The 24,627-nt window shown below is 34.0% G+C and carries 20 protein-coding genes; 1 reads left to right on the top strand and 19 read right to left on the bottom strand.

The window, feature by feature from the left end; translation table 11 throughout:
• Window positions 1-223: 223 nt before the first annotated feature.
• Entirely contained in the window at window positions 224-1,465 is a 1,242-nt protein-coding gene (locus tag NF867_RS09630) for a sialidase family protein (protein WP_252587626.1), read from the top strand.
• Between the two features lie 278 nt (window positions 1,466-1,743).
• Here NF867_RS09630 and NF867_RS09620 read toward each other — a convergent pair whose 3' ends face one another.
• From NF867_RS09620 to NF867_RS09530, 19 genes are all read right to left on the bottom strand, one after another.
• The gene (locus NF867_RS09620; protein WP_252587625.1) at window positions 1,744-3,810 is read right to left on the bottom strand and encodes a right-handed parallel beta-helix repeat-containing protein; all 2,067 of its coding nucleotides are present in this window, start codon (window positions 3,808-3,810) and stop codon (window positions 1,744-1,746) included.
• 491 nt (window positions 3,811-4,301) lie between these two features.
• Complete coding sequence (locus tag NF867_RS09615) at window positions 4,302-5,474, bottom strand: sialidase family protein (RefSeq protein ID WP_252587624.1); 1,173 nt, start codon at window positions 5,472-5,474, stop codon at window positions 4,302-4,304.
• 11 nt (window positions 5,475-5,485) lie between these two features.
• Entirely contained in the window at window positions 5,486-6,871 is a 1,386-nt protein-coding gene (locus NF867_RS09610) for an O-antigen polymerase (RefSeq protein ID WP_252587623.1), read from the bottom strand.
• 4 nt (window positions 6,872-6,875) lie between these two features.
• Complete coding sequence (locus NF867_RS09605; protein ID WP_252587622.1) at window positions 6,876-7,835, bottom strand: hypothetical protein; 960 nt, start codon at window positions 7,833-7,835, stop codon at window positions 6,876-6,878.
• A 3-nt stretch (window positions 7,836-7,838) separates the two neighbouring features.
• Window positions 7,839-9,146, bottom strand: a complete 1,308-nt coding sequence (locus NF867_RS09600) for an oligosaccharide flippase family protein (RefSeq protein ID WP_252587621.1) — start codon at window positions 9,144-9,146, stop codon at window positions 7,839-7,841.
• On the bottom strand, window positions 9,146-9,835 hold the full coding sequence (locus tag NF867_RS09595; RefSeq protein ID WP_252587620.1) for a hypothetical protein: 690 nt from the start codon (window positions 9,833-9,835) through the stop codon (window positions 9,146-9,148). Before NF867_RS09595 ends, NF867_RS09600 begins: the two co-directional genes overlap by 1 nt.
• 21 nt (window positions 9,836-9,856) lie before the next feature.
• Window positions 9,857-10,819 (bottom strand): Gfo/Idh/MocA family oxidoreductase, encoded by a 963-nt coding sequence (locus NF867_RS09590; protein WP_252587619.1) that lies wholly within the window; start codon window positions 10,817-10,819, stop codon window positions 9,857-9,859.
• A 2-nt stretch (window positions 10,820-10,821) separates the two neighbouring features.
• Window positions 10,822-11,805, bottom strand: a complete 984-nt coding sequence (locus NF867_RS09585) for a Gfo/Idh/MocA family oxidoreductase (RefSeq protein ID WP_252587618.1) — start codon at window positions 11,803-11,805, stop codon at window positions 10,822-10,824.
• A gap of 10 nt (window positions 11,806-11,815) precedes the next feature.
• Entirely contained in the window at window positions 11,816-12,859 is a 1,044-nt protein-coding gene (locus NF867_RS09580) for a nucleotidyltransferase family protein (RefSeq protein ID WP_252587617.1), read from the bottom strand.
• Between the two features lie 53 nt (window positions 12,860-12,912).
• Window positions 12,913-13,992 carry a Wzz/FepE/Etk N-terminal domain-containing protein gene (locus tag NF867_RS09575; protein WP_252587616.1) on the bottom strand — a complete coding sequence of 360 codons (1,080 nt, stop codon included), beginning with the start codon at window positions 13,990-13,992 and terminating at the stop codon, window positions 12,913-12,915.
• A gap of 69 nt (window positions 13,993-14,061) precedes the next feature.
• A complete protein-coding gene (locus tag NF867_RS09570; protein WP_252587615.1) occupies window positions 14,062-14,754 on the bottom strand; it encodes an acylneuraminate cytidylyltransferase family protein in 693 nt (230 codons plus the stop codon).
• A gap of 5 nt (window positions 14,755-14,759) precedes the next feature.
• The gene (neuC, locus tag NF867_RS09565; protein WP_252587613.1) at window positions 14,760-15,914 is read right to left on the bottom strand and encodes a UDP-N-acetylglucosamine 2-epimerase; all 1,155 of its coding nucleotides are present in this window, start codon (window positions 15,912-15,914) and stop codon (window positions 14,760-14,762) included.
• Window positions 15,893-16,933, bottom strand: coding sequence for an N-acetylneuraminate synthase (gene neuB, locus NF867_RS09560; RefSeq protein WP_252587612.1), 1,041 nt, complete (start codon window positions 16,931-16,933; stop codon window positions 15,893-15,895). Before neuB ends, neuC begins: the two co-directional genes overlap by 22 nt.
• Before the next feature lie 9 nt (window positions 16,934-16,942).
• Complete coding sequence (locus NF867_RS09555; protein ID WP_252587611.1) at window positions 16,943-17,569, bottom strand: acetyltransferase; 627 nt, start codon at window positions 17,567-17,569, stop codon at window positions 16,943-16,945.
• A 5-nt stretch (window positions 17,570-17,574) separates the two neighbouring features.
• A complete protein-coding gene (locus NF867_RS09550) occupies window positions 17,575-18,717 on the bottom strand; it encodes a LegC family aminotransferase (RefSeq protein WP_252587610.1) in 1,143 nt (380 codons plus the stop codon).
• Window positions 18,710-19,708, bottom strand: a complete 999-nt coding sequence (locus tag NF867_RS09545; RefSeq protein WP_252587608.1) for an NAD-dependent 4,6-dehydratase LegB — start codon at window positions 19,706-19,708, stop codon at window positions 18,710-18,712. Before NF867_RS09545 ends, NF867_RS09550 begins: the two co-directional genes overlap by 8 nt.
• Before the next feature lie 248 nt (window positions 19,709-19,956).
• Complete coding sequence (locus NF867_RS09540; protein WP_417765070.1) at window positions 19,957-22,419, bottom strand: SLBB domain-containing protein; 2,463 nt, start codon at window positions 22,417-22,419, stop codon at window positions 19,957-19,959.
• A 19-nt stretch (window positions 22,420-22,438) separates the two neighbouring features.
• On the bottom strand, window positions 22,439-23,575 hold the full coding sequence (gene gmd / locus NF867_RS09535; protein ID WP_252587605.1) for a GDP-mannose 4,6-dehydratase: 1,137 nt from the start codon (window positions 23,573-23,575) through the stop codon (window positions 22,439-22,441).
• Window positions 23,576-23,640: 65 nt separating this feature from the next.
• A complete protein-coding gene (locus NF867_RS09530) occupies window positions 23,641-24,618 on the bottom strand; it encodes an SIS domain-containing protein (RefSeq protein WP_252587603.1) in 978 nt (325 codons plus the stop codon).
• Between the last annotated feature and the right edge of the window lie 9 nt (window positions 24,619-24,627).

Below are 24,627 nucleotides of genomic sequence, written 5' to 3'. Positions count from 1 at the left end.
TACTACTTACACTTGGGTGATCAAGAAGCTTACAGATATTACAAAAGTAAATTATTCATTATCAAATATTTACGAGCTACTTGATTTAAATCAATTTTTGAATCTAACTGTAACTGTCACTGCACTTTTGAAGTATAAGAAAAACGAAATAAATATTTCAATTCATTTTAAGATAAAGTTGGATTGATATTATTAATACGAATAAACTATAATCAATAATTATATGAAAATCAATAGAGTGCTGGCTGTTCTGTTTTGCTCGTTTATATTCAGTTCCTGCAATCAGACGGATAATGAAGAAGTAAAAATACAAGAAGAAGAAAATCTCTTTACCGAGAGGGAATATATTAAAGACTCTAATATTAAACTTTTAGGTTTTAATACGGATACTCTTCCTGTCGCTAAAAGGGTATTATTAGCAAATTCTCCTGCATTTAAAGGTTATGCATATGCTTCCGTTCACCTTTTTGAGAATAAACTAATGATGGTGGCAACAAGATTTGTTTCTCCGAGTGATTGGAGCGGTGGAGAAATTATTTTATTGGAAAGTTCAGATGAGGGAAAAACATGGTCTAAAGAAAGGGTAATTCAAGAAAATATTGGATTGGTTCAAACATGTGCTCCCAGCCTAATTAGTACCAATAAGACTTTAATGTTATTTTTTCTGGTAAAAAATAGTAGCACTGATTGTCATGTTTACTTTAAAAAATCATCAGATAATGGAAAAACATGGACAGAGCCGACCAAAATTAGCTCTGTTGATGGGTATAACATTATTAATAATGATAGATGTATTGTTGTTAAAAATAGAATAATCGTTCCTGTCGCCTTTGCTCCAGAGATACATCGTTTCTATCAAAAACAAGGGATTTTTTGTTATTATTCAGATGATAATGGCAAAAGTTGGAAGCGCTCATCCTCTATAGCTACTACGATACCTCTAATGGAACCCGGGATTGTGCATGTTGGAGGGTCGGAGTTGTTAATGGTCATAAGATCGAATAAAGGAAAAGTTATGTTCTCAAGGAGTTTTGATTTAGGCGTAACTTGGACAATTCCTGTTTCGTCTAACTTAAGTAGTCCTGAAGCACCTGCCACAATTGCCAGATTACCCAAGAGTAACACACTATTATTAGTTTGGAATAATAATCCAGCCGTTGGTTTATCAAAAAGAAACCCTTTAACGATAGCTTTTAGTAAAGATAAAGGCACTACCTGGACTAAGCCATTTATGATTGAGTATTTGAAAAATTCAGATTTTTGTTACACGTCAGTTTGTTTCGATTCGAAGAAGTGCCATGTTACTTACACCCAGATCCCTTATAGTTCCACGTTTAAGCAAAATGTGAAGTATTTTAGTATTGACATAAAAACTGTGAACGAGTTAACTTCTGAAAACTTCCTCAAAATTGAGCCGCCGATTAAAAGTAGAATTCCATCCGCAGGTGATCTTTCCCAAAATTAGCATCACTCCGTAAATGAGATTTCAAGTTTCACAATCTACCTGAATAACATGCCCACGGTGGCAAATATATTCTACTCTGCACGACATTTCATCCGGTGCTATAGCATTTAAGAGCTATGCGGCCGATATTCGTTATATTCCCTGGGCCCGCTTTCTGTTTGTGAAAGGTCGCCTTTGAAACACCCATCTTTCGGTACTCTTCCTCTACTTTAACACCTGTCTCGACCTGCTTTAAGGCATAGACAATCCGTGATGCGGCGAATTTGCCTATTAGGAATTTAGTTGCTATTATAGATTGATTTATTGGCTACACTCTTTTTAAACTTCGACTTTACTCCCTCTGTTAAATCGATCTTATCTATCCAATCAGGCCGAGCAGCTTTTACACCTATATTATCTACATTGATGGGAACAAAGCCAATTAAAGCTGTAATACTAGTAGAACGAAAACTAAAATCACCATTCTTTGAATCCATGAAAACTGGATCCTTCACTATTGAGTTAAGGTCTTTCCTACTCTTCTTTCTCCAGAATTCAATATTTGTTCCATTGAAAATTTTACCATCCATGATGCCGTACGCCCAATAGCAATTATTATCCGACTCAAAATTTGTAGTAAGCATATTTCCATGATACAACCTTCCCTTATCCCAACAAATAATATTATTGACAAATTTCAGCCCCCGAGCTTCTTCATCCTTTGCATATCCAAAAAAAAGTTGCACGGTTTTATTAAATGAAAAAACGTTATTCGTAATAATACAACGCTTAGCATGTCCGCATATTAATCCTGCACTCTCACAATTATATACAATATTATTCCTTATCGTTAAACCAGCTGAACCTTGATCGAGGTAAATTCCATAAGCCCCATATCGGTAACAATAGATATCATGAATCACATTGTATTCCAGAATTGAGTTTTCGCTGCTTCCAACAGAATAGATTCCCCCCATGTCATCCATTATTCCCCATCCTAAGTGGTCTATATAATTATAACCTATATAGTTGTTCTTATTCGGAGTAGGCGTTGCTCCCCATGTAAAGCCATTTGATATACCTGTATACTTGAAATTTGATATCTGATTATTAGTTAATCTGTTATCAGAGGCTAGATAAATTGCAATTGCCGGCACAGAGTATATCAATTTATTACCACCCGAAATAATATTATTATGCACTACGATGTTTTTTGTAATAAGTTCTGGCGGTTGGCTTTTATAATCCCCAATCTTTATGGCGCCTGCACCTAACTCGTGGAAATAACTGTTTACAATTTTACTACTTGAGCAAGCTGTTTTGAACCAGATAGCATTAGCATTAATATTTCTGAACTCACATTTATCAAATATTATATTATCAGCATAATTAGCCATCACTGCTGCGTTAATAAAAGGGGATGTTTGCTGGGCCATCAATCCATCCTTCGGTGTTTGGTGGGCTGAATATTCGAATACAATATTTCTAAATGTAATATTCTTGACCTTATGGCTAAGATCTTTCCCCTGTAACGAAACAAGTGTTTCTAGTATGGGAGCTCTAAGGTCAATAATTTTTTTAGCAATTCGACCTTCTAGACGACAATAAAGCTTATTTGCTTGGGCATCCCAGAACCACTCTCCAGGAGCATCAAGAAAGACTCGTGAATTTTCCATATAAAATTGGACACCTTTGCTCCCCTGCACAAAATCCTTCATTCCACTACTTGGTTGCGTAACCACTTGGCCGTTGAGGGGATCAACTTTGTTAAAATATACCTTCTTATCCATCCATTTGTAAAGGAAGGTTATCAAAACCATTTGCATGTCATTCTCCGAAATCTTGGAAAGGCTTTGGATTATGCTTTTGTCCAACTTAACACTTTTTAAATAATACTGTGATAACGTCGGAGCAAAGCTCTTCTGTCTTCCTGGCTGCAATGTGTCCTCACGTAAATATTGGACGTAAAAAAAGCCCTCGTTTGGTTCCCGTGCTCGTTGAAGCATTCGTCCATTTAAATAGAGTTGCTCAAAAAACGGCATATCCTTAAGCACAATTTCTTGTACCTTTTCACTTAGTTTAGGACTAAAATTAATTTTCTTGCCACCACTTATTACTGCTTCTTCTCCATATTCCGCTTGGAAAACTATATATTTATTACCCACATCTTCTGGAGTAAATACAAGCGTATTTAAAAGGTCGTAATATCCAGCCTCCAGATGCACATATATAGTATCATTAGCATCTTGTACGCTTCCCAACTTTTTTATATTTTCCTTGGCCTGTTCAATTGTGGCCAACGGTCCATCACTTTTGCTTGCATTTGGTGTTTTAATTCTACCACTCCATTTATCATTTCCATTCATTGATGAAACGTAAATATTTTGGGCGCAACATGTAGAAATATATAAAGACAAAAAAATTATGTCAAATAGTAATACGAGGAGTTTAAAATGTCTCATGGTTTTAAAAAATAATCCTCAAGGCAATGAGCCATTGCATTCCTATACATTAGGCTAAATGCAATTACAAATTTAAAGTGTACATTGTTACATAATTGCATGTTTTTTGAAAATAAAAAGCTTAACTCTTTAAGACTTATGTGGAAAGCTCGATCAGCTTTTATTAAAATCCGACACTGCAATTTCCGGAACAATGAAGTATGACAGGGCTGATTTAAACGAAGTAAACGTAAAATCAGAAAAAATCAGGAAAATATCTGTTATTCCTAATATTGAATTAGAGACTTATAAGAACAACCATAAAGAGAATTCTTTTCTATCTGATTCTCTAAACCAACTATCAAATCATTCATATGACATTTTATTTTTTGACGATGAGGAAGAGATGAGATGAGTTAATAAGGATTCCTTGACAGGTTTTTCATCGTTTCTATTTCAATATTAAAATATTTAACATTCTGTTTGAATTCTGAACTATAAGGAATCTGTGTATAAGTAACATGGCATTTCTGTGAGTCGAAACAAATTGATGAATAAGCAAAATCAGAATTTTTCAAATATTCAATCATAAACGGATTAGTCCAGGTGTAACCTTTATCCTTACTAAAAGCCATGGTCAATGGGTTTCTTTTCGACAAACCAGTGGCTGGATTATTGTTCCAAATTAATATCAATGTACTATCCTCAGGTAGTTTGGCAATTGTGGAGGGGGCTTCAGGACTATTAATATTTGTTGAAACTGGAATTGTCCAATTTATTCCCCTATCAAAACTCCTTGAAAAAAGGATTTTTCCTTTATTTGATCTTATTACCATCAATAATTCAGCTCCTCCAAGATGTACTATTCCTGGCTCCATAAGAGGTATGGTAGTCGCAATAGAGGAGGAACGTTTCCAACTTTTACCATAATCATCTGAATAATAACAAAAAATTCCTTGTTTTTGATAGTAGTGATGTATTTCAGGCGTAAAGGCTACAGGAACAATTATTCTATCATTAACAACAATACATCTATCATTATTAATAATATTATAACCTTCGACGGAACTAACTTTAACGGGTTCAGTCCACGAATATCCCTTATCAAATGACTTTTTAAAATAAACATGGCATTGGCTACTACTATTTTTTACCAAAAAAAATAACATTAAAGTTTCATTAACACTAATAAGGCTAGGTGCAGCAGTTTGAATTAATCCTATATTTTCTTGAATTGCTTTTTCTTTCGACCATGTTATCCCTCCATCTAAACTTTCCATCATAATAATTTCTCCTCCTTTCCAATCACTTGGAGAAACGAATCTTGTTGCTACTAAGATCAGTTTATTCTCAAATGGACGTATTGTAGCATAAGCATAACCTTTAAATGCAGGAGAATTAGCCAACAATACCCTCTTTGCCACAGGAAGTGTATCTGATTTATTATCTAAAAGTTTAACATTAAAATCTTCAATATATTCACGTTCGTTAAAAACCTCATCTAATATTTCTAGTTCATTATTTTGCAGACTACAAGAATTAAACATACTCAAGCAAATCAGAGCAGTAAGCACTATTTTAATTTTCATATAATAATTTATTATGAGGTTTTTGTACGAACAATTTCAACCCACCGTAACCGTAAAATGAATTGAAACATCAAGGCAACTGTCAAAAGTCCAAAGATATATGCATAAGAAGACATTAGATCTCCTCTCAACATAAAGAAGAATAATCCCATCAAACTGGGATATAAAACAATCCAAAAGTTATTACTTTTAGCTGAATTCAAATATTGCCAGTAAAACTTGTCATACCTGGCAATCACATATGCAACAATGCCTATTAGCACCAATATTCCTAAATAACCAAAATTCACAAAACATTCAGCGACAAATGGGCAAGAAACATTCTTAAAATCCCATCCAAGAGACTCAGCTATCATAAACCCTGTTCCGACTGGTTTGTTAGGCCATATAGCTCGAGGGACAAAGAAAAACATTGCTCCTGCTAATTGACCACCATAACTCATCGAGTGACTGTCAACATAACTGATGGATCTGCATAACATTGAATAAGCATCAAAGTCTCCACTTGACCAGAATAATGATATAATTGATGAAAAATTATCTACAATATAGCTCCATGTAGCAAATGAATATCGAGAGAGCGTTAACAATGGGAAAACAATGATTAAAGAACAAATTAGCACGCTTGGAATAAGTAATGGACTTTTAAGAACTCGTTTACAATTAAGAATAACTCCTAAATAAAATGCTCCTAAAAAATAGCGAGGTAATGCCAAAGGAAAATTTGTTATTATTGATATTGTTAGTACTATCAAAAGAGTTAACCAAGAAATCTTTTTTTCAATAAAATAAAAATTAATAGTTATTAAGGTAAAAAACAATATTGGAGATCTAGTAAGTTTGTCAAAAAGTAACATCTGAATTGTTGAAGCTCCACTTTCACTTGAAACTTCATTAACATTTGCTCTGCTAAATAAGGAAGAAAACCCCAATGTGTTTACAATTAAGGCAGAACAAAAAAGAAATATAATAAAGCCTATCTTATAATTAAGTGGTGAAAATTTCACCGTCCATAATTTACTTAAACTTCCATTCGAGCCCTCCCTATTGCGTGTACCCCAAAAGTAAAACGTCTCATACACCATACAAGAGAATATAATAATACAGTTTGCTTTTAGAACAGTTGCTTCAGTAGGATTATCCCCCCAAGGAAATGCTTTTGTTGAATACTGAAGGGTAGGAAATATTGCAAAAAACAATAATACAAATAGCCAGTAAAAAACATTAAAACTATAAGCGTATTTATTTATACTTATCTTAAAAGTGGACCATACTGTTATAAATAAAAATGTGACATAATTAAACACATCTAAAGTGTTATTTATCTCACAGTAAAAAAACAAAACAAGAAAGTATGTAAAAATGACAAACAAAAAAAAACCAAATCTAGTAATCATTATGTTAGTGGTTATTGTTTGATAGTGCTACCTTAAACATCTCAATCTCTTCATTGTATTTACTTTTTAAATCAATAAGCTTTATAGTAGGATCTGTTATATATAAACAAGAGGCGCTTCCTTCATTAATAATTGTTAACTCATTTGTATCTGACAAATTTGAGATTATTAATTCAGCTAAAATATTGGAATTAAATGCAATAAGTTTATCCCCAATAATTTCTCTAATTTTTTTTATTTCAACTGGCTCTTCTTTTAAATGTGGATGCAGTTTAATTATAACAGTATCAAAGAAATCAGTATTGTCTATAATGTAGTTAACCGCTAAATCTTTTATATCATACGCTGTTAAATAAAGTAGTACTTTTCCTTGCTTAACATTTGAAATATATTCTGGGATAGGGAAAACATTTTCTAGAATTAAGCTCTCTTTCCTTAATAACTCAAAAAAACTATAATTAAAGTTTAATATTCTCTCTTTAGGACAGTTCCATTTATTAATGTAATAAGCTGGATTATACAAATATATTCCATTTGTAAAAGGTGCTCCACCCAAATAGGTCCCCCAGCCTAAAAGTTTAAACAAGACCATTTTAATAAAAGGAACAGATTTTTCTGCAATTTTATCTACATACGGACCAAATCCTTCCTCAATAACATAAAAAAAATGAGGCTTAAGCAATGAGTATTTATACCCAACAATTCCATAATCACAATCAACATGCAAGGAATGAATTTTAAACTTAGAGGCTAATTTAACAGAATCACTTCTCGATTCTGCTATCAATATTTCGCTCCAAATATTATCATATTCACTAAGCCTTTTACAAAAATCAGATGAACCACTAAAAGAATCGATAACAATTAAAATATTTCTTCTTTCTTTAGAATGATTAAGATTATGTATATTAAACCATTGCAAGGGTTTACTGCATACATAGACATCTACTAATGCTTGTTCCATAATTCAAATACAATATTCCTCTTTTTTTATTTTTGAGCTCCTCCAAAAATAAAACCATGGCATTTTGCAAATACTATTAACAACATAAATGGTTAAAGTTGCTACAATAATTGATGTAAAAAGTGTAGTAATAGCTACACCTATAGGACCAATATATTTTAAAGCAATTATTGTTAGAAGAACATGTAACAAACTTGTTCCGAAGGTTACATATGTTAATAAATGTGTTTTCTTAAAATAAAAAATAAAATTGCCTATTAAGAAGTAAACCGTTGAGAAAAAATATGAAATATTTATCCAGTAGAAGTAATCGAATGATTTTCTGTAGCGTGCATCTAATAACCATCCAACTATAATCGGCAACAAAAACTCAATAATAATAGTTAATACCAATGTAATTCCTAAAACCCCCCAAATCATTTTTACAATTTTTCTCTTTGATTCTTCATCTTTATTTTCCAACATTTTAAATAAAGTGGGGGAATATGCTTTATTCATTGCAAATGCAACCATTTGCAATGGAGCTGCTAGTTGTGCTCCTACAGAATACAGCCCCGTATGTTTTGCATCAAAAAATGATGTCATTAAAAGTCTATCCAAGCCATTACGCATCCAAAAACTTAAAGAATGTGGAATTAGTGGAATACCAAATGAAAGAATTGACTTGGTATGTTGAAACTCAATTTTTCCATTGATCCAGCCATTTCTCCACAAACTTATTAATGCAATAATCATAAATAGAACCTGTCCTATTGCAATAGCCAAAGCGCCGCCCTGCCAACCTAAATCCGTCCATATTACTAGATACAATGTTAATAAAGAAATAATTACAGATTGGGTTGTATAGAAAACCCCATAAACTACAGCTTTATTTTCCAATCGCCAAAACTCTAAACGTATTTGAACAATAGCTTGAGCGCCACAAATTATAACTACACTGTATATTAAAAGAGAAGGAATCCCCGTGACTGAATATAGGTAAGATTGAAGAAGTGCGACAATAAGCAAAAACACCCCAATACTAATTATTAATATTGATAAGATGTTGTTTATTAGATTGCTTAATTTTTCTTTAGCGCTTCGGTAAAACTCAACTGAAATAATTCCCGTCATATTTAAGCCAACAAGCACAGTAAGGATTAAAATCAAAACCTGAAAATTTGCAAGTAATCCATATTCTGCTGGGCTTAAGTGTACTGAAAGAATAGGAAGAAGAATGAATAAAACAAGTTTATTAATAGCTTCTGAAAATATATAAACAAATCCGCTTTTGATGAGATCAGATTTAAGAAAAGAATTTAATATTCTCATTATTCAAGAATTTCTTCGTTTGATAGTCCTACATACAGTTTTGACTCCATGTCAATTATTGACTTAAGCTTATGATATATATATGTATGCCCACTCACATTAATGTGATGATGATCACTCATCAAACAATCCATACTTATATTTGAAATGTCTAAAAAGTTATTTTGAAAAACATTCTTTAAAACATTATTATAATTTCTAATATTTAAAGCTATTCCTGGCAAATTAAATTCATACTCTTTGCTTGCCGGAGCAATTCCTATCCAATAAACTTTATTTTTATATGCCTCATAAAATTTATTACAAATATTTTCAAACTTATGAATAGACGTATATGTAATATTTCTTTTAGCTCTTAATTTTTTAGTATGTTTCTTTATAACAGAATTATAAACACTTCTAAGAATAGAGCTACTTTGCAACACTTTATTCTCCCATTGCTTTAATGCTCGTGGAGCACAATCAACAATGCCAGATTGTACAATAATTAAGTCAGGATTAATACAAGAAAAATAAGAGAAGAATTGATTGCTTAATATCTCAATTGTAGCGCCTCCAAAACTTATATTCACGATTTTATCGCACTTATAGTCGGTCCTAAGAAGTTCAATATAAGTTTCTTCCAGCTTTACAATTTCTGGATTATTTCGAGGTAAGCCGAGTGAATCAGTAATAATAATAATTACCATAGCAAATCTTTAGTTTCTCATTTATTTCAAAGTTTCTCCTTTTAGTATTTTCTCATAAATTTTACTATTCTGAGTATGCTGCTTAAGGGTGACCAAATTAGATACATGATCATTAATAAACTCAGACGTTTGTTTAAATAGGCCCGGTTTGAATTTCTGTTCTAAATGACAATTATCTATAGGAACATCCTCTATTTCAATAGAACCAAGCTTTTGTATCTTCAATTCTTCTAGTGGACGCAAATAGAGCTTATGTTTTAGTGTTAATATCTCAATACCCCACCTTCCGGGAGCTTTCCAATTAGCCTGATATGTAAATAATGCATTATTAGAAGTCAAACCAGCACCTGCAAAAATTGCTACTGAATGCCAGTTCAATTGACCTGACACAAACGGACTCATCCTTACAGGGAGGCCTCCTCCTAGATAAAACGCCAAATCAACAACATGAGTTGAATTGGCAAAGAACCAATTTTCCTTAACACCCTCCGCCTTTGTCAATGGTTCTATTTTATGGCTCCATTCTGTGAATTCAAAATTAAAGGAAGAAACCCCTCCATCTAATTTGATAATTTCATTTGCTTTATCAACAGACTCATAAAAACGTCTATTATAAGCTATATAAATTGCACAATCTTTATTATGACAGTACTCATTCAACTCATATAACTGCTCAAAACTTAAAGCACCTGGTTTTTCAACTAGTAAATTTTTAATTCCCCAGTCCACAAGCATTCGTACTGTATCCTTTAAAGCTTCGGTGCCTGTCGCAATGATTGCTTTAGAAAAAGCAGGTTTGTTATGTAACTTTATATATTCATTAATTCCACCTACAAATGGTTTATAAGAAGTAGCCTGTTCAAACTTAACTGCCGAATCCTTGCTTCTACCAATAACAAATACATTGATGTCCAAAGACTTCAAGATATTAAAATATTCAATGGCCATAGCCCCGGCCCCAACAATTAATACATTAGAATTCATACTTAAGTTATCGGACATAAATCAATACTTTCGACTGCCAAACTTCTTTTATACTTATCCATATAAGTGCTTAGCAAAATTAGATGAAGGTTCGCGGACACATCATACGGAGTCAGATCACAATCTCCATTTTTTAAAATATCTTCGATTATAGCTGTTCCTATTTTACTTTGATTAGGTATCTCAAAAGCCCCAGTTTCTACAACCCAATTATTTATTTCAGAGCTATATTGATATGTTTTGTCTCTTTCATTTATAACCCAGTATTGATCCGCACAGTCAATTTTAACAATAACTGGATGAGTACCACTTTTGTATGATGTCGCAGAAAAAACATCTCCTCTTGAGCTTCTTAATTGAATTGTCCCTGTAAACTCAATATAACCTGCTCTTTTGGAAGGAATAATTTCTTCATCCAACTCCTCATTTATAAATTCAACCGAATTTACTCCTGATAATTTTGCAAACAAGTCAAGAAAGTGTATTGAATTGCAACCCAACATCCAATTAGATCCAGATACTGAAAAATTAACAATACTATTAATTCCCGTAGCAATTTTTTTATAAAACTCGAAAGCTCTTCTTGGGCAATTAACAAAGGTCTTAACTTGCTTTTTTTGAAGAAGCTCAGAGATATGTTTATAATCTGAAATTCTTGGAAAAAGAAATTTCTCAAGAAGTAAACAATTTACTTCCCTCGAACCTAGTAAATTATTAATAATATCTTTTCGGTTCATGGAGTTGGTAGCTACAATAACTAAATCCAACTCCATTGGTACAGAATCTGTTTCTGTTAAAAAACACGCCTCTTTAAAATTCACTGATTCGATCTCTAAAAATCTAGACTCTGCTACTTTTAAAGACTCCAAAGATGGGTCAACAGCGTAAATCTTCAATGGTAAATCAACTTTCGCAAGCGATTGTAAATGCCTGCTACCCAATTGACCCACTCCAACTATACAGACTTTATAAATCTTTCCTAACATTAATCTTTTATTAGAACTTAATATGCTTAATATCCTCTTGTGCTTTTATATAATCTTCATGCCTTCCTATATCTAACCAATAATCCAGTAAAGGATAATTGGTTAATTTTGCTCCTCTTTTTATTACTTCTTGCATCAAATCTGTAGCATGAAATATTTGATTTTTAGGCACCCAGCTTAGTATTTCTTTATTAATAAGGTAAATTCCGCCATTGGAATAAAAAGTATACGTAGGTTTTTCAACAAAAGAAACCACAGAATGATCATTCGTTTCCAAAACTGCATATGGAATTTTTACATTATAGGGGACGGATGAAACACTCATAGTAGAGCAGTTATTCCTATGAGATGAATAAAAATCCTCATAATCAATATTAGTAAGAATATCGGAATTCATTACCAATAGATTATCATGAGCAATTCCCTTTAACAATGAAATAGCTCCAATTGTTCCTAATGGTTCATCTTCTTTAATATATTGTATATTAATGCCTTTTTGACTACCATCTCCAAAATAATCTATCAGTTGTTCTCCCAAATATTTGATTGATATAAAAATATTTCTAATCCCAAATAATTTCAATCGATCAATATTATATTCAATTATGGGTTTATCACCAACCTTCAACATTGGTTTGGGTGTATTTTCCGTTAGAGGCCTCAATCGGACACCTTCGCCACCAGCCATAATAAGTGCAGTAAGAGGTAATAAAGATTTCTGAAGCCTAAAGTTTAAAATTTCAATAACTTGATGAGATTCATTAAGTATAGGAATGATTTTTAAACTCCTTTCTTTAAATTTATGCAAGTCCTCAATAGTATAATTTCCGTTTTCGATAAAAACAGGATGAGGTTGAATAAAATCAATAAGTTGATTTTCTAAAGTTAATTCTTTAATCAATCCCCGCCGAATGTCACCATCAGTTAAGGAACCTATTAGTCTATCGTTATCATCTACAACGAATAATATAGAATCAAGGGCTAGTTCATTTAACATTCTAAGTGCTGAAATAACCTCTTTATCTTTATGAATCAAATGCTTTCTGTAATTCACAAGTAATATTTTAAAAAAACAAAGCTATCGTTTTAAAAACAATACAATACAACTTAATCTGCAATAAGTTCTTTATAGATATATTTTATCAATAAAAAAAAGCCTGAAAGAAATCCAAATAAAAATGCCCCAATTATGAAACTTTTTATCTTACTTACTTTATCAACGGAGAGTGGAAATACAGGTTTATCAATCACTTGAATAAAAGGAGTTTCCTTAAGTAAGGAAATCTTAGAAATTTCCAAATTTTTAAGTACTTCGCCGTAGGCTGTAGCCAGAATCTGAACTTCAAATTCTTTTTTTTGTCCGCCAACAATTGCAACCTGTCTTATTGGATTTAGGTTAGGAACCTGATCAATACTAACGGCTTTTCCGTATAGGGCTTTATATAATTCGGATTTAATAGAATCCGCCTTAGCCTGTAAAATATCAACATTCTTTTTTGAACGACCAGTCTTCGTTCGTATATAAAAATCTGAGACCTCACTTACTAATGCCTCAATAAAGGATTTAGCAAATAATTCATCTTTTGATTTACATTTGACAGAAATAATACTTAGTTTTTTATCAACTTTATCAACAGTCAATGACTTTTTAAATAAATTTTCATAAAAATTTCCGATTAAACTATCCTGCAGTCTTGTGAATTTATCAGGGTTACTATTCAAGGTAAATGACACCTTACTTAATTCTGGATTGTTAGCCCATTTTTCCCTCAATTTATTAACACCAATATAATAATCTGCCAAGCTTTCTTTCTTACCATTAATATTTACTGAAGTCAGAAGAGCTCGTTCTACCATGGAACGAGATTTCATCAACTCCAGTATATTATCACCTGTGAATGCCCCATTTGTTCCACTGCCTAAGTCAATTCCAAATTGCGAAGCTAAACCAGAATATGCTTTGACACCACTTCCCGAATCTTCTTCAAGAGCAAAAGTAAGATTTGCAGTATATACAGGTTTTGTTATAAAAGAATATAGCAAACCAACTCCTCCACCCAAAACAGTAGCCAATAATATAATTTGCCATTTTGAGATTAAATACAATCGCCATTCCTTTATTTTCTTTATTAAATCCTTTAAAGAGATCTCATCAGTTGATATCTTTTCTTTCGGGTTGTCGTTCATGTATTTCAATATCTATCATTAAAAACTAAATCACTAGGCTATTGAGAAGCTGTGCGAAGAGTTATTTTTTTAATCTAACAAGTTTCTTTTAATTAAAAACTCTGCCCATTCCCAGTCCAATGGGATATCTATATCTACTGATGTAATATCATCCATTAAATACTTTTTAATCTTCACAAACTGATGTATAGGCTTTGCTTTTAATGAGTCAACATTAATAACGTAAATAGCTCCATTGTAGGCATATACAGATGGACAGTCTTGCCTTCTTACATACTGGCTTTCTTTTGATTTAGATAAAAAACCCGACAGGTTTTCTTCAAACAAATTGTAATAAGGATTATCCCGTGACTCCTTAACAGATACAACCATGTCTAAATTATCAGCATAAAGTTCAATTGCAGCTTCAACTTGTTCCTTTGTTCTAAATGGTGAAGTAGGCTGTAACAATACAATCTTTTTATAATGCCTTCCTAATCCTTCATAATAGCTCAATGCATGTAGTAAAACTTCATATGTTCCTGAAGAATCCGTTGCCAATGCATCTGGACGAAGAAATGGAACACGTAGCCCAAATTGTTCAACAACTTCTTTTATATGAGGGCTATCTGTTGTCATACAAATATGTTCATCAATTGTCAATTTCTTAGCTACTTCAATTGACCATTGAATTAGTGGCTTATCACCTAATAACTTAATATTCTTAAGCGGAATACCTTTGGAGCCTCCTCTTGCAGGTAGAACAAAAAGTGTATCAGACATATCATTCATATTTTTTTTAAAACGTTAATTATTTTTTTTGAAGGATTTTCTGAGAAATACACATTTTGGCCCGCATAATCACCACGCGTATTTGCTAATGTGCACCCTTCAAGGATTTGGGATTTAATCGGATCAACTTGGATAATATTCTGAGATGTGGTTCTCCCTTTTTGACGATCACCAATATTTATCACGTATTTATTAAAGGAAGCAGCTTCGATAATTCCACTCGAAGAATTACCAACTAAATATTTTACATACTTCATGCAACTGAAATATCCTTTCGTTCCAAAGTTTTCAATACCAATCACGTTAGGCTTTGAAGCAATAAAATGTTCATACTCCTTACGCATTATATTACCCATGGTATCGGTATTAGGCATCGTGATAATAATCTGATCGTCTAGTTCATCAAGTGCAGCAATCAATTCCCTTACATATTCCTTATTCTTTTCAACTGAAACAGTTTCTGGATGAAAAGTGACCAAGACACTCCCTTTATTTATGTCAATTCCGAAAACACTCTGAAAAGCCTCTTTTGAGTAAATATCTATATCATTAATATTTTCTAAACTAAGTGCTCCAACATTATATACATTATTATTTGAACCTATTATGCTTGAAACTTTCTCAGAATAATCCTTTGTAGCTGTAAAATGGTAATCAGCAAATAAGCTCAAACAGTGCCGAAATTTATTGTCTATTGCTCCTAAAGTTGTTTCTCCCCCATGGATATGAGCAAATTTTATATTAAACGGAACAGCAGCAGCAACAGCAGCAAACATTTCGTAACGATCACCTAAGCAAAAGACCAGATCATAATTACTTTTCTCATAACTCCATATTGCTGAAAATTTTTGCATTGTTAATGCCATTGAATCTGCAATTGCTTGTTCGGAATCTGAAGCCAGAACGGTTTCCACTTGATGGTCAATTTTATATCCATCTTTTACAATCTGATCAACTGTATATCCGTGGAAACGACTAAGGTGCGTTCCAAATGCAATAATTCGCAACTCAAAACTATTGTCTTGCGCCAATTTGCGTAACAATGGAAGATAGATTCCGTAATCTGCACGTGAGCTTGTCAGTACGGCTATTCGATATTGATGCTCCTTGCTCAATTTTCTATGATCTATTATTTTTCTAAATCTTCCCAATTTAACATGGAATCTTCTTCCAAATTTCTCTTTATCTTAAGACCTATGATATTGGGTAATTCCATTGGACTAATTCCATTTCCAGGACGCTTCATAATTAGGTCGACCTCAGCCAAAATATGTCCTATAGATAAATCCTTGGCTAAATGAATACTTTTCCTGGCAACATCTTTATTTTTCATCTCAGAAACTGAAGCATGCTTAACTCCATTTCCTAATGCGGCTTCAATATTTCTGATTGCCGTAACCATTGACTTTAGCTCGTTAGGCTCCAATGAGGCTTTATGATCAGGGCCCTCCATATTCCGATCGAGGGTAAAGTGTTTTTCAATACAAATAGCTCCTAAAGCCACCGCTGCAATTGGCACTTCAATGCCAAGGGTATGATCTGAATAACCAACTTTTATCCCAAACTCCTGTTGAATACTTTTCATTGCCAGCAGGTTTACGTCTGGCATAGGAGTCGGATATTCGGTATTGCAATGCAAAACAGTGATCTGTTCCTGAGATGTTCCGGCTTCTTTTAGTGCATTCAACGCGTCAGCGATTTCCTTCATATCAGCCATACCGGTTGAAACGATCACCGGATTACCCATAGATCCAATCTTTTTCAGATAAGGGTAATTGGTAATTTCCCCGGAAGGCACTTTATATAAATCGATGCCCAATTTGTTTAGCAAATCAACGCTTTCCAAATCAAATGCAGTGGATAGGAAGCGAATACCTTTTTGATTGCAGTAATCTATCAATTCATGATGTGTCGCTTCATCCAACTCCAGACTTTTCAGCATATTGAATTGAGAATCATCCCCGTCACCTATATTTCTCTCCTGGTACTCAGCCTTCTTCGCCGATTTGCTTACCAGCTTTTCAGCTTTAAATGTCTGAAACTTGACGTAATCAACTCCCGCATCAGAAGCAACATCAATTAACTTTTTGGCTAAGTTAATATCTCCATTATGGTTAACTCCAGCCTCTGCAATAATTAAGACCTTGTTTTTTGTTTTACTAATGCTCATAATTAATTATTACTTCATGAGTCTGCCTGGATTTCCGATTACAACCTGATTATCTTCAACATCATTCAACACAACACAACCGGCTCCTATGACAACGTTTTTACCAATCCTTACCCCTTGTTTTACAACGGCTCCTGCACCAATAAATGTATAATCTCCAACTGTTACATTACCAGCCAAAACAGCTCCTGGTGCAATATGAACATAATTACCTATTAAACATTCGTGTTCAACGGTGCAATTAGAATTAAGAATAACACCATCTCCTATTCGCGCAAATGAGTTAACAACTACATTTGGCATGATCATCAAGCCACTTCCTATTATCACTGTATTAGAAATAACGGATGAAGAATGAATGACATTTATTAACTGTATTAATTTCTTCTTAAAAGAATCGTAAATTTTTCCTCGAATATTATTATCGCCTATTGCTACAATAAATCCGCATGGTGCAAAATCGTCCATCCAAGTATCATCAACTCCTAGATATTCAAGTTTAAACGGATTGATATCCTTCTTTGCTTTGTCTAAATATCCTTTGATTTTAACCCCATTTTGAATCAAAATATCAGCAACCACATAAGCATGACCTGAATAGCCCACCAGTATTACGTCGGAAACGGATTCTTTCATATGGTTTATTTAACGCGCACACTACTTGGAATATTAACTAATCTATCAGCTATCCATTCTGCATTACTGATATCAGTTGTAATAGCTTTAGTAAACATCGGCAGTCTATTCATCAATTCCCAAACAGGCCTTGTCATCACTCCATTCTCATTAGAATAAGTAAGAAATTCATCTCTTTCTTCCCTATTTTTTAATAAAATAGCATTTAACCAATAATTTGATTTCGAATCGTTTGGTTCTGATACAAATTGAATATCCTGTTTTGCAAAGAAATTGTGATAGTTCTCTGCTAACTCTCTTTTATTAGCAATAAAAGCATCTAATTGTTCAATTTGAGCACAAGCCAATGCTGCGTTTAAATTAGGAAGACGATAATTATAGCCTATATGATCGTGAACAAAATCCCATCTATGTGGCACTTTGGCCTGAGTAGTCAAATGTTTTGCTAGTTTACCTAAATGCTCATCATTGGTAACTATCATCCCTCCACCACCGCAGGTTATGGTTTTATTCCCATTAAAACTATATGTCCCTAACAAACCAAATGTTCCTGTTTGCTGGTTCTTATATGTTGTACCCAATGATTCAGCGGCATCCTCAATAAGGTTAATATTATACTGCTGACAAAGATCAACCAATTCATCAATTCTAGCAGGATGACCAAATGTATGCATTGGAATACAAGCTGCTATTCTTCGCCCTGTATTCTTATGAATAGCCTGGCCATCTTTAACTTCAACCGCTTCTTTTAGAAATTCATTTAGTGCATCTGCTGATAGGCTCAGTGTTTCCTTATCAACATCAATAAACAATGGCTCTGCCCCAATATAACTTATAGCATTACATGTAGCAATGAACGATAGGGGCTGAGTTAAAACCAAATCACCTTGTTTTACGCCAGCTAACATAAGAGCCATATGTAATGCACTAGTCCCATTTGTTGTAGCGATTGCATATTTAGCGCCGGTATAATCTCGAATAAGCTCTTCAAACTTATCTACGTACTTACCTACTGAAGAAACAAATGTAGAATCAATAGTTTCAAGCAAATATTCTTTCTCATTCCCAGTGAAAACCGGAGCATGCAGAGGAATAAATTCGTCTGTTTTAAACTGTTCACGAATAAATTCTACTACTTTCTTATACATTGTAAATATCAGTTTTATACTGTTTAAGATTTTCCGGCTTACTAAACCATTCTATAGATAACTTCAAGCCTTCATCTAATGAATATTGTTGTTCCCAGTTTGTATGCTGCAGTATTTTTTGGTTGGACCCAAAAAGTCTTTCCACTTCGCTTTTCTCAGGTCTTAACCTAATATCATCAGAAATAATTCTTGCATTTGGATTAATAAGATCAATAAGTTTTTGTGCCAGATCTCCTATGGTTATTTCAGAGTGAGTGGCAATATTAACTTCTTCGCCTAATAAAGAATTACTTTTCGCAATCTCCACAAATCCGTTTGCAGTATCCTTAACAAAAAGTAAATCACGTGTTGGATGCAATGCACCTAGTTTAATTTCCTCCTTACCTGACAACAACTGTGTAATAATAGTTGGAATTACAGCTCGGGCCGATTGACGGGGGCCGAAAGTGTTAAACGGACGAACTATAGTTACTGGCAAATTGAAACTGCGATAATAAGATTCAGCAATATGGTCAGCACCAATTTTTGTAGCCGAATACGGCGATTGCCCCTGACGTGGATGACTTTCATCTATAGGAACATGCAGTGCCGTACCATAAACTTCCGAAGTGGAGGTAACCAAGGTTTTTTCAACATCGAAATCACGGGCGGCATTCAATATATTCAATGTGCCCTTAATATTAGTATCAACATAACTATCAGGAGAATGATAGCTATACGGGATCGCAATTAATGCTGCTAGGTGGAACACCACATCACAACCTTTTACTGCCGTCCGAACACCATAAGGATCACGAATATCTCCTGAAAAAACTTCAATTTGACTTAATAACTCTTTGGGAAATGAATCTAACCATCCCCAGCTATTAAATGAATTATAATAGGTAAATGCCTTTACTCTGGCACCTTCCTGAATCATCTGTTCCACGAGGTGGCTCCCAATAAAGCCGTCTGCTCCGGTTATTAAAACTTTCTTATCTTTTAAAATCATTTTATTCTGAATTGAGCTAAACTGATTTAATCTTCAGTCAAGCTGAGCTTTAGAGAATGCTAAATTCGAAAGATTTATCAACTTATTGAACTAAAAGGAAGAATTATTTACATGTACATATTTCCTTATAAATAACGTCTCCGGATTTTAACCTATACTTATTAATTACCATGTTTTAATCTGGCATCAATTTTTTCTGATTTTAGTTAAAACCCCATTCCCAAAATGACCACTAGAATCACAGTCTTTTATTGCAACACCGAAATTATAAGTGCAGCCATAGATACAATACTAGTTGTTAGCCCTATTATTCCTGCTGTACTTAATCTTTCTTTATCTTCACGTACGGGAACGTAAATCTCTGCTCCTGGTTTTATTGAAGGATAACTTCGGAAAAATAAAAAATTACGTGTACTAGATACTGAACCATTGGCGTACACTACATACGATTTATTCTTAAGAGCTTTAGCAGAAAACCCACCTGCACCAAGAATATAATCCTTAAATCCTCTTCCTTTATCATATCTTATTAACACTGGAAACAATACTTCTCCCTTTACATCGACAGTTTGCAGGTGAGTTGGAATTTTGATTACGTCACCATCTTCCAACAGCAAGTCATATTTTGAACCAGGATTTCCTAAAATTTTAGGAAGATTAATACCGAGCAATGTTGTCTGATCATGTAACTCTTCTCTAATAACCTTACTAGATTTCACAGAGTCACGGCTCTGTTTCTCCAAAGCCTCTAATTTTTGCTCTTGAAGTAGTCTGTCTGTTCCTGTTAGTTTTTTGCGTCTAATTAATACAGCTCCTTCAGAGTAAGCCAGTGGTGAAAGCCCTCCAGAACGTTTAATAACATCTGAAATACGTTCATTTTTAGTCACAAGAGCATAAAGTCCAGGATAAAGGATCTCTCCCTCCAATTTGACATTTTTCTGCTCCTGATAACCAGGTGCCGGACGAATACTAATCTCATCGAAAGGCTCCAATATGAAGTTACCGGCTCCACCCAGATCTGTCAAATCTTTGTTTAAAGAAAACTGAAACAACTGGGCTGTAGTAGCCTCTTTAGACAATGAATCTACTGATTTAAGTCTTCGTGAAACCTCAATCCTGCTTAATGACGCTTTGTCTCTTAATCCACCCGCCAATAAAATCAGATCAGCTAGGCGAGTATTTTCAGCATAAGGAAATACACCAGGGTTCATTACTTCACCTTGTATTGAAAAAGTATAGTTCTCTTTTAGATCAAACTTAGAAGATATTGTAACAATATCTTCTCTCTTTAATGCAAGATCACTTGCCTTTCCTGAAATAATGTCTGTAACATTAAAAGAGACGATTTCAGGTGTAAGATCATTCTTAAGACGATAAACGATTCCTCTGTTCATAAAAGCATCTTCCCTTACTCCCTCTGCTTTAATTAAAAGCTGACTTAAGGTCATTCCCGTTTCAAGAGCGTATTTCCCAGGACGAAAAACAGCACCATTAATTTGTACTCTATTCTCGAATCTATCGAGAATTTTTTCAATGGTATAAACATCACCTGTTTTGGGAGTAAACATTTCGAATAGTTCTGATGAAACATCAGCTACGCTTTTTTCCTTTGCAGTATTTCGAACAACTTTTATTACCTGGCGATAAGCATCATCTGTAAATCCTCCGGTAAACTTAAGAACATCAGCTAAAGATTCGTTTGCCTTTACTTCAAACAAACCTGGACGCTTAACTTCACCTGCAATCTCCACTCTGGTGTCATAAGGACTTACTTTGATGACATCCTGATCTTGGAGTCTGATATTTTTACTTTGGTCCCCATTAATCAAAAAATCATACACATCAATAACAGAAACCACCTTGTTATTTCTGATAATTTTAATATTTCGAAAAGAACCATTTGCAGAAGGTCCGCCTGAAGAATATAATGCATTAAATGCTGTAGCCAATGAAGGTAAGGTAAATGTACCCGGAAGTTTAACCTCCCCTAAGATCACAACCTTTATTGAACGAATATTCCCCAAAGTAATATTAACCGAGGTTTGGCCTGATTTCATACCTTGATAAACGGAGGCCAATTGATTTGAAATTTTCTTTCTCGCTTGCTCTATGGTTAAACCACTTACTGTTACCGGACCTATATATGGAATTCTTATCGACCCTTCCGGGCTAACAGTTAACTGATAGTTAGCTTCTGAAACCCCATAAATATCTAGTATAAGCTGATCACCTGGGCCCAATTGATAATTTTGCGGAGTAGCCATCTTAAGATTCGGCTCAAAACTTAAGCGCTTATTGTTAAAAATCTCCGCTCCAAAAATTTTGCTACCTGACGGTGTACCATCGCCCGGATTTTCTACCAATTCATCTTTATCAAACTCACGGGATTGACCATCAGAAACTTTAGAAGTACCAGCCGCTCCATTTTGAACTTCTTCAAATCCACCTAATTTATCTATTCGTTTACGAAGTTTAGCAATTTCAGAAGATGGCATTCCCTTCTGCAAAGCCAATTGCTCCAATTGAGTGTCAGAATACCCACTTTTCTTAGCTTGAACGATAAACTGACGAATTTGATCATCACTTAAATTATCAACTTTCACAGAAGAAAGATCACTCAAATCTGGAACTTGAGCAAAGGTTGCAACATTAAATGAAATTGAAAAAACGAGAAGAAATGAAAGTGTTTTTAATATCTGGTGAAGTTTCATGCTGGCTTTAAAAAATTCTCTATTCAAAGTAGTTAAGGGTTTTGAAGCCACCATCGGCTAGGTACTTGTCTTTTTTCATCAAGTGCAGATCTGACAGTACCATGTCAGTAACCAAACCTTGTAAATCATATTTAGGTTTCCATCCTAATTTCTCTTGAGCCTTAGTTGGATCTCCTAACAGTAAATCAACTTCTGTAGGACGATAGTACTTAGGATCAACCTTTACTACGGTAGTTCCTAAATGCAAGTTGTCACTATTGATGCCCAACTCTTTTAATCGTTCCAGGTTAAGATCAATTATCACACCTTTTTCATTCTCTTCTTTACCGCTAAACTCAAGTTCAATGCCTAATTCAGCAAAAGCCATACGCACAAATTCTCGAACAGGAGTGGTAACACCAGTTGCAATTACATAGTCTTCAGGCTTTTCTTGCTGAAGGATTAGCCACATCGCTTCTATATAATCTTTGGCGTGGCCCCAATCACGCTGGGCATCCAAATTTCCAAGATATAATTTATCCTGTAATCCCATGGCAATTTTTGCCGCAGCACGAGTTATTTTTCGGGTAACAAAAGTCTCGCCTCGTATCGGACTTTCATGATTAAATAAAATCCCATTACAAGCATACATTCCATATGCTTCTCTATAGTTTACTGTAATCCAATAGCCGTAAAGCTTAGCAACGGCATATGGAGATCTTGGATAAAACGGAGTGGTCTCACTTTGTGGAACTGCTTGAACCAGACCATAAAGCTCTGAAGTAGACGCTTGATAAACTTTTGTCTTGTTAGTTAACCCTAATAATCGAACAGCCTCCAGAATCCTTAAAGTTCCTATACCATCAGCATTAGCGGTATATTCAGGAGTATCAAAGCTAACCTTTACATGACTCATTGCAGCAAGATTATAAATTTCATCTGGTTGAGTTTCCTGAATAATACGAATGAGATTGGTAGAATCCGTTAAATCGCTATAGTGCAATTTAAAATTAAGGTTCTCTTCGTGCGGATCTTGATATAAATGATCTATTCGATCGGTGTTGAACAATGAGCTTCTTCGTTTTAGTCCATGAACAAAGTAGCCCTTTTTTAATAAAAATTCAGCTAGATATGCTCCGTCCTGACCAGTTACACCTGTGATTAAGGCTGTTTTCAATTCAAATAAATTTTGGTTGTAATAAAAAGAGGAATAAATAGATCTATTTATTCCTCAAAGAATATCTATTGCTTACTTAAAAAATCTTTAAGCGCGTTAATATTAGGAATTTGATCAGATACGGCACTATTCTTATCTGCTACTTGCAATGAAAGCCAATCTAGCTGATAAATGATATGGAAAAGTGTGTTTAATGAATTATCCTTTACCAATAACTCCACCATTGGCACATCATACTTAGCCAATAACTCTTTTACAAATGCGAAACGAAGGTTCGTCCTATGGTTATTACGGCTATTTAAGAAAATGAAATTTGTATCAAGTCTATTATAATAACTCTCGATGACATTGTGATTAGCTTCAGGTAGAACATGTACAAATGCTTCAAGCTTAGCATTCTCCTGAATTTGTTGAGCAAAACGAGTTGCAACACCTTCAAAGAAGGCATCAGTAACCACTACGTATTTGTTTTTAACTGTACCATTAAAGCGGCCAACTAATTCACTTGTTTGAATAACATAATCATCACTATTAACAACGAAATCAGCAATCTTTAAAATGTCGGCATTTTTATATTGACCCAAAAGATCAAAGAAGATCAAAAACAAATAGGTTAAAGGAGAACCTAATGCCATACGAGGTTGCAAACCACCTTCAACTTTATAAATTACATTTCCATTTTGTTTTGCTAACTTCTCAAGTTCGCCACCACATGAAATAACCACAATCTGACAGCCCTTCTCATGAGCTATTTTATAAGCCGCAATGGTTTCTTCAGTGTTTCCTGAATATGAACAAAAAACAGCTAAGGTTTTAGCGCCAGTATAGCGCGGCAAAACATAATCATTAACCACCTCTACTGGTAAATCCAGCTTATCGTTAAAATATCCTTTAACAATACGCCCGGCAATACCAGAACCGCCCATTCCGCAGATCACTATATTCGATAACTTGTTTTTATCTATTCCATGAGGTTTGTAGCTATCAACTGCAAATTTTATCTGCTTAGAAAACTGTTTTAATTGCTGACTAATATATTTCATGAGTGTATA

It is taken from the genome of Solitalea agri (genome assembly GCF_023914155.1).
GTDB classification, from domain to species: domain Bacteria; phylum Bacteroidota; class Bacteroidia; order Sphingobacteriales; family Sphingobacteriaceae; genus Solitalea; species Solitalea agri.
This window is presented reverse-complemented; position numbering and strand designations above follow the sequence as displayed.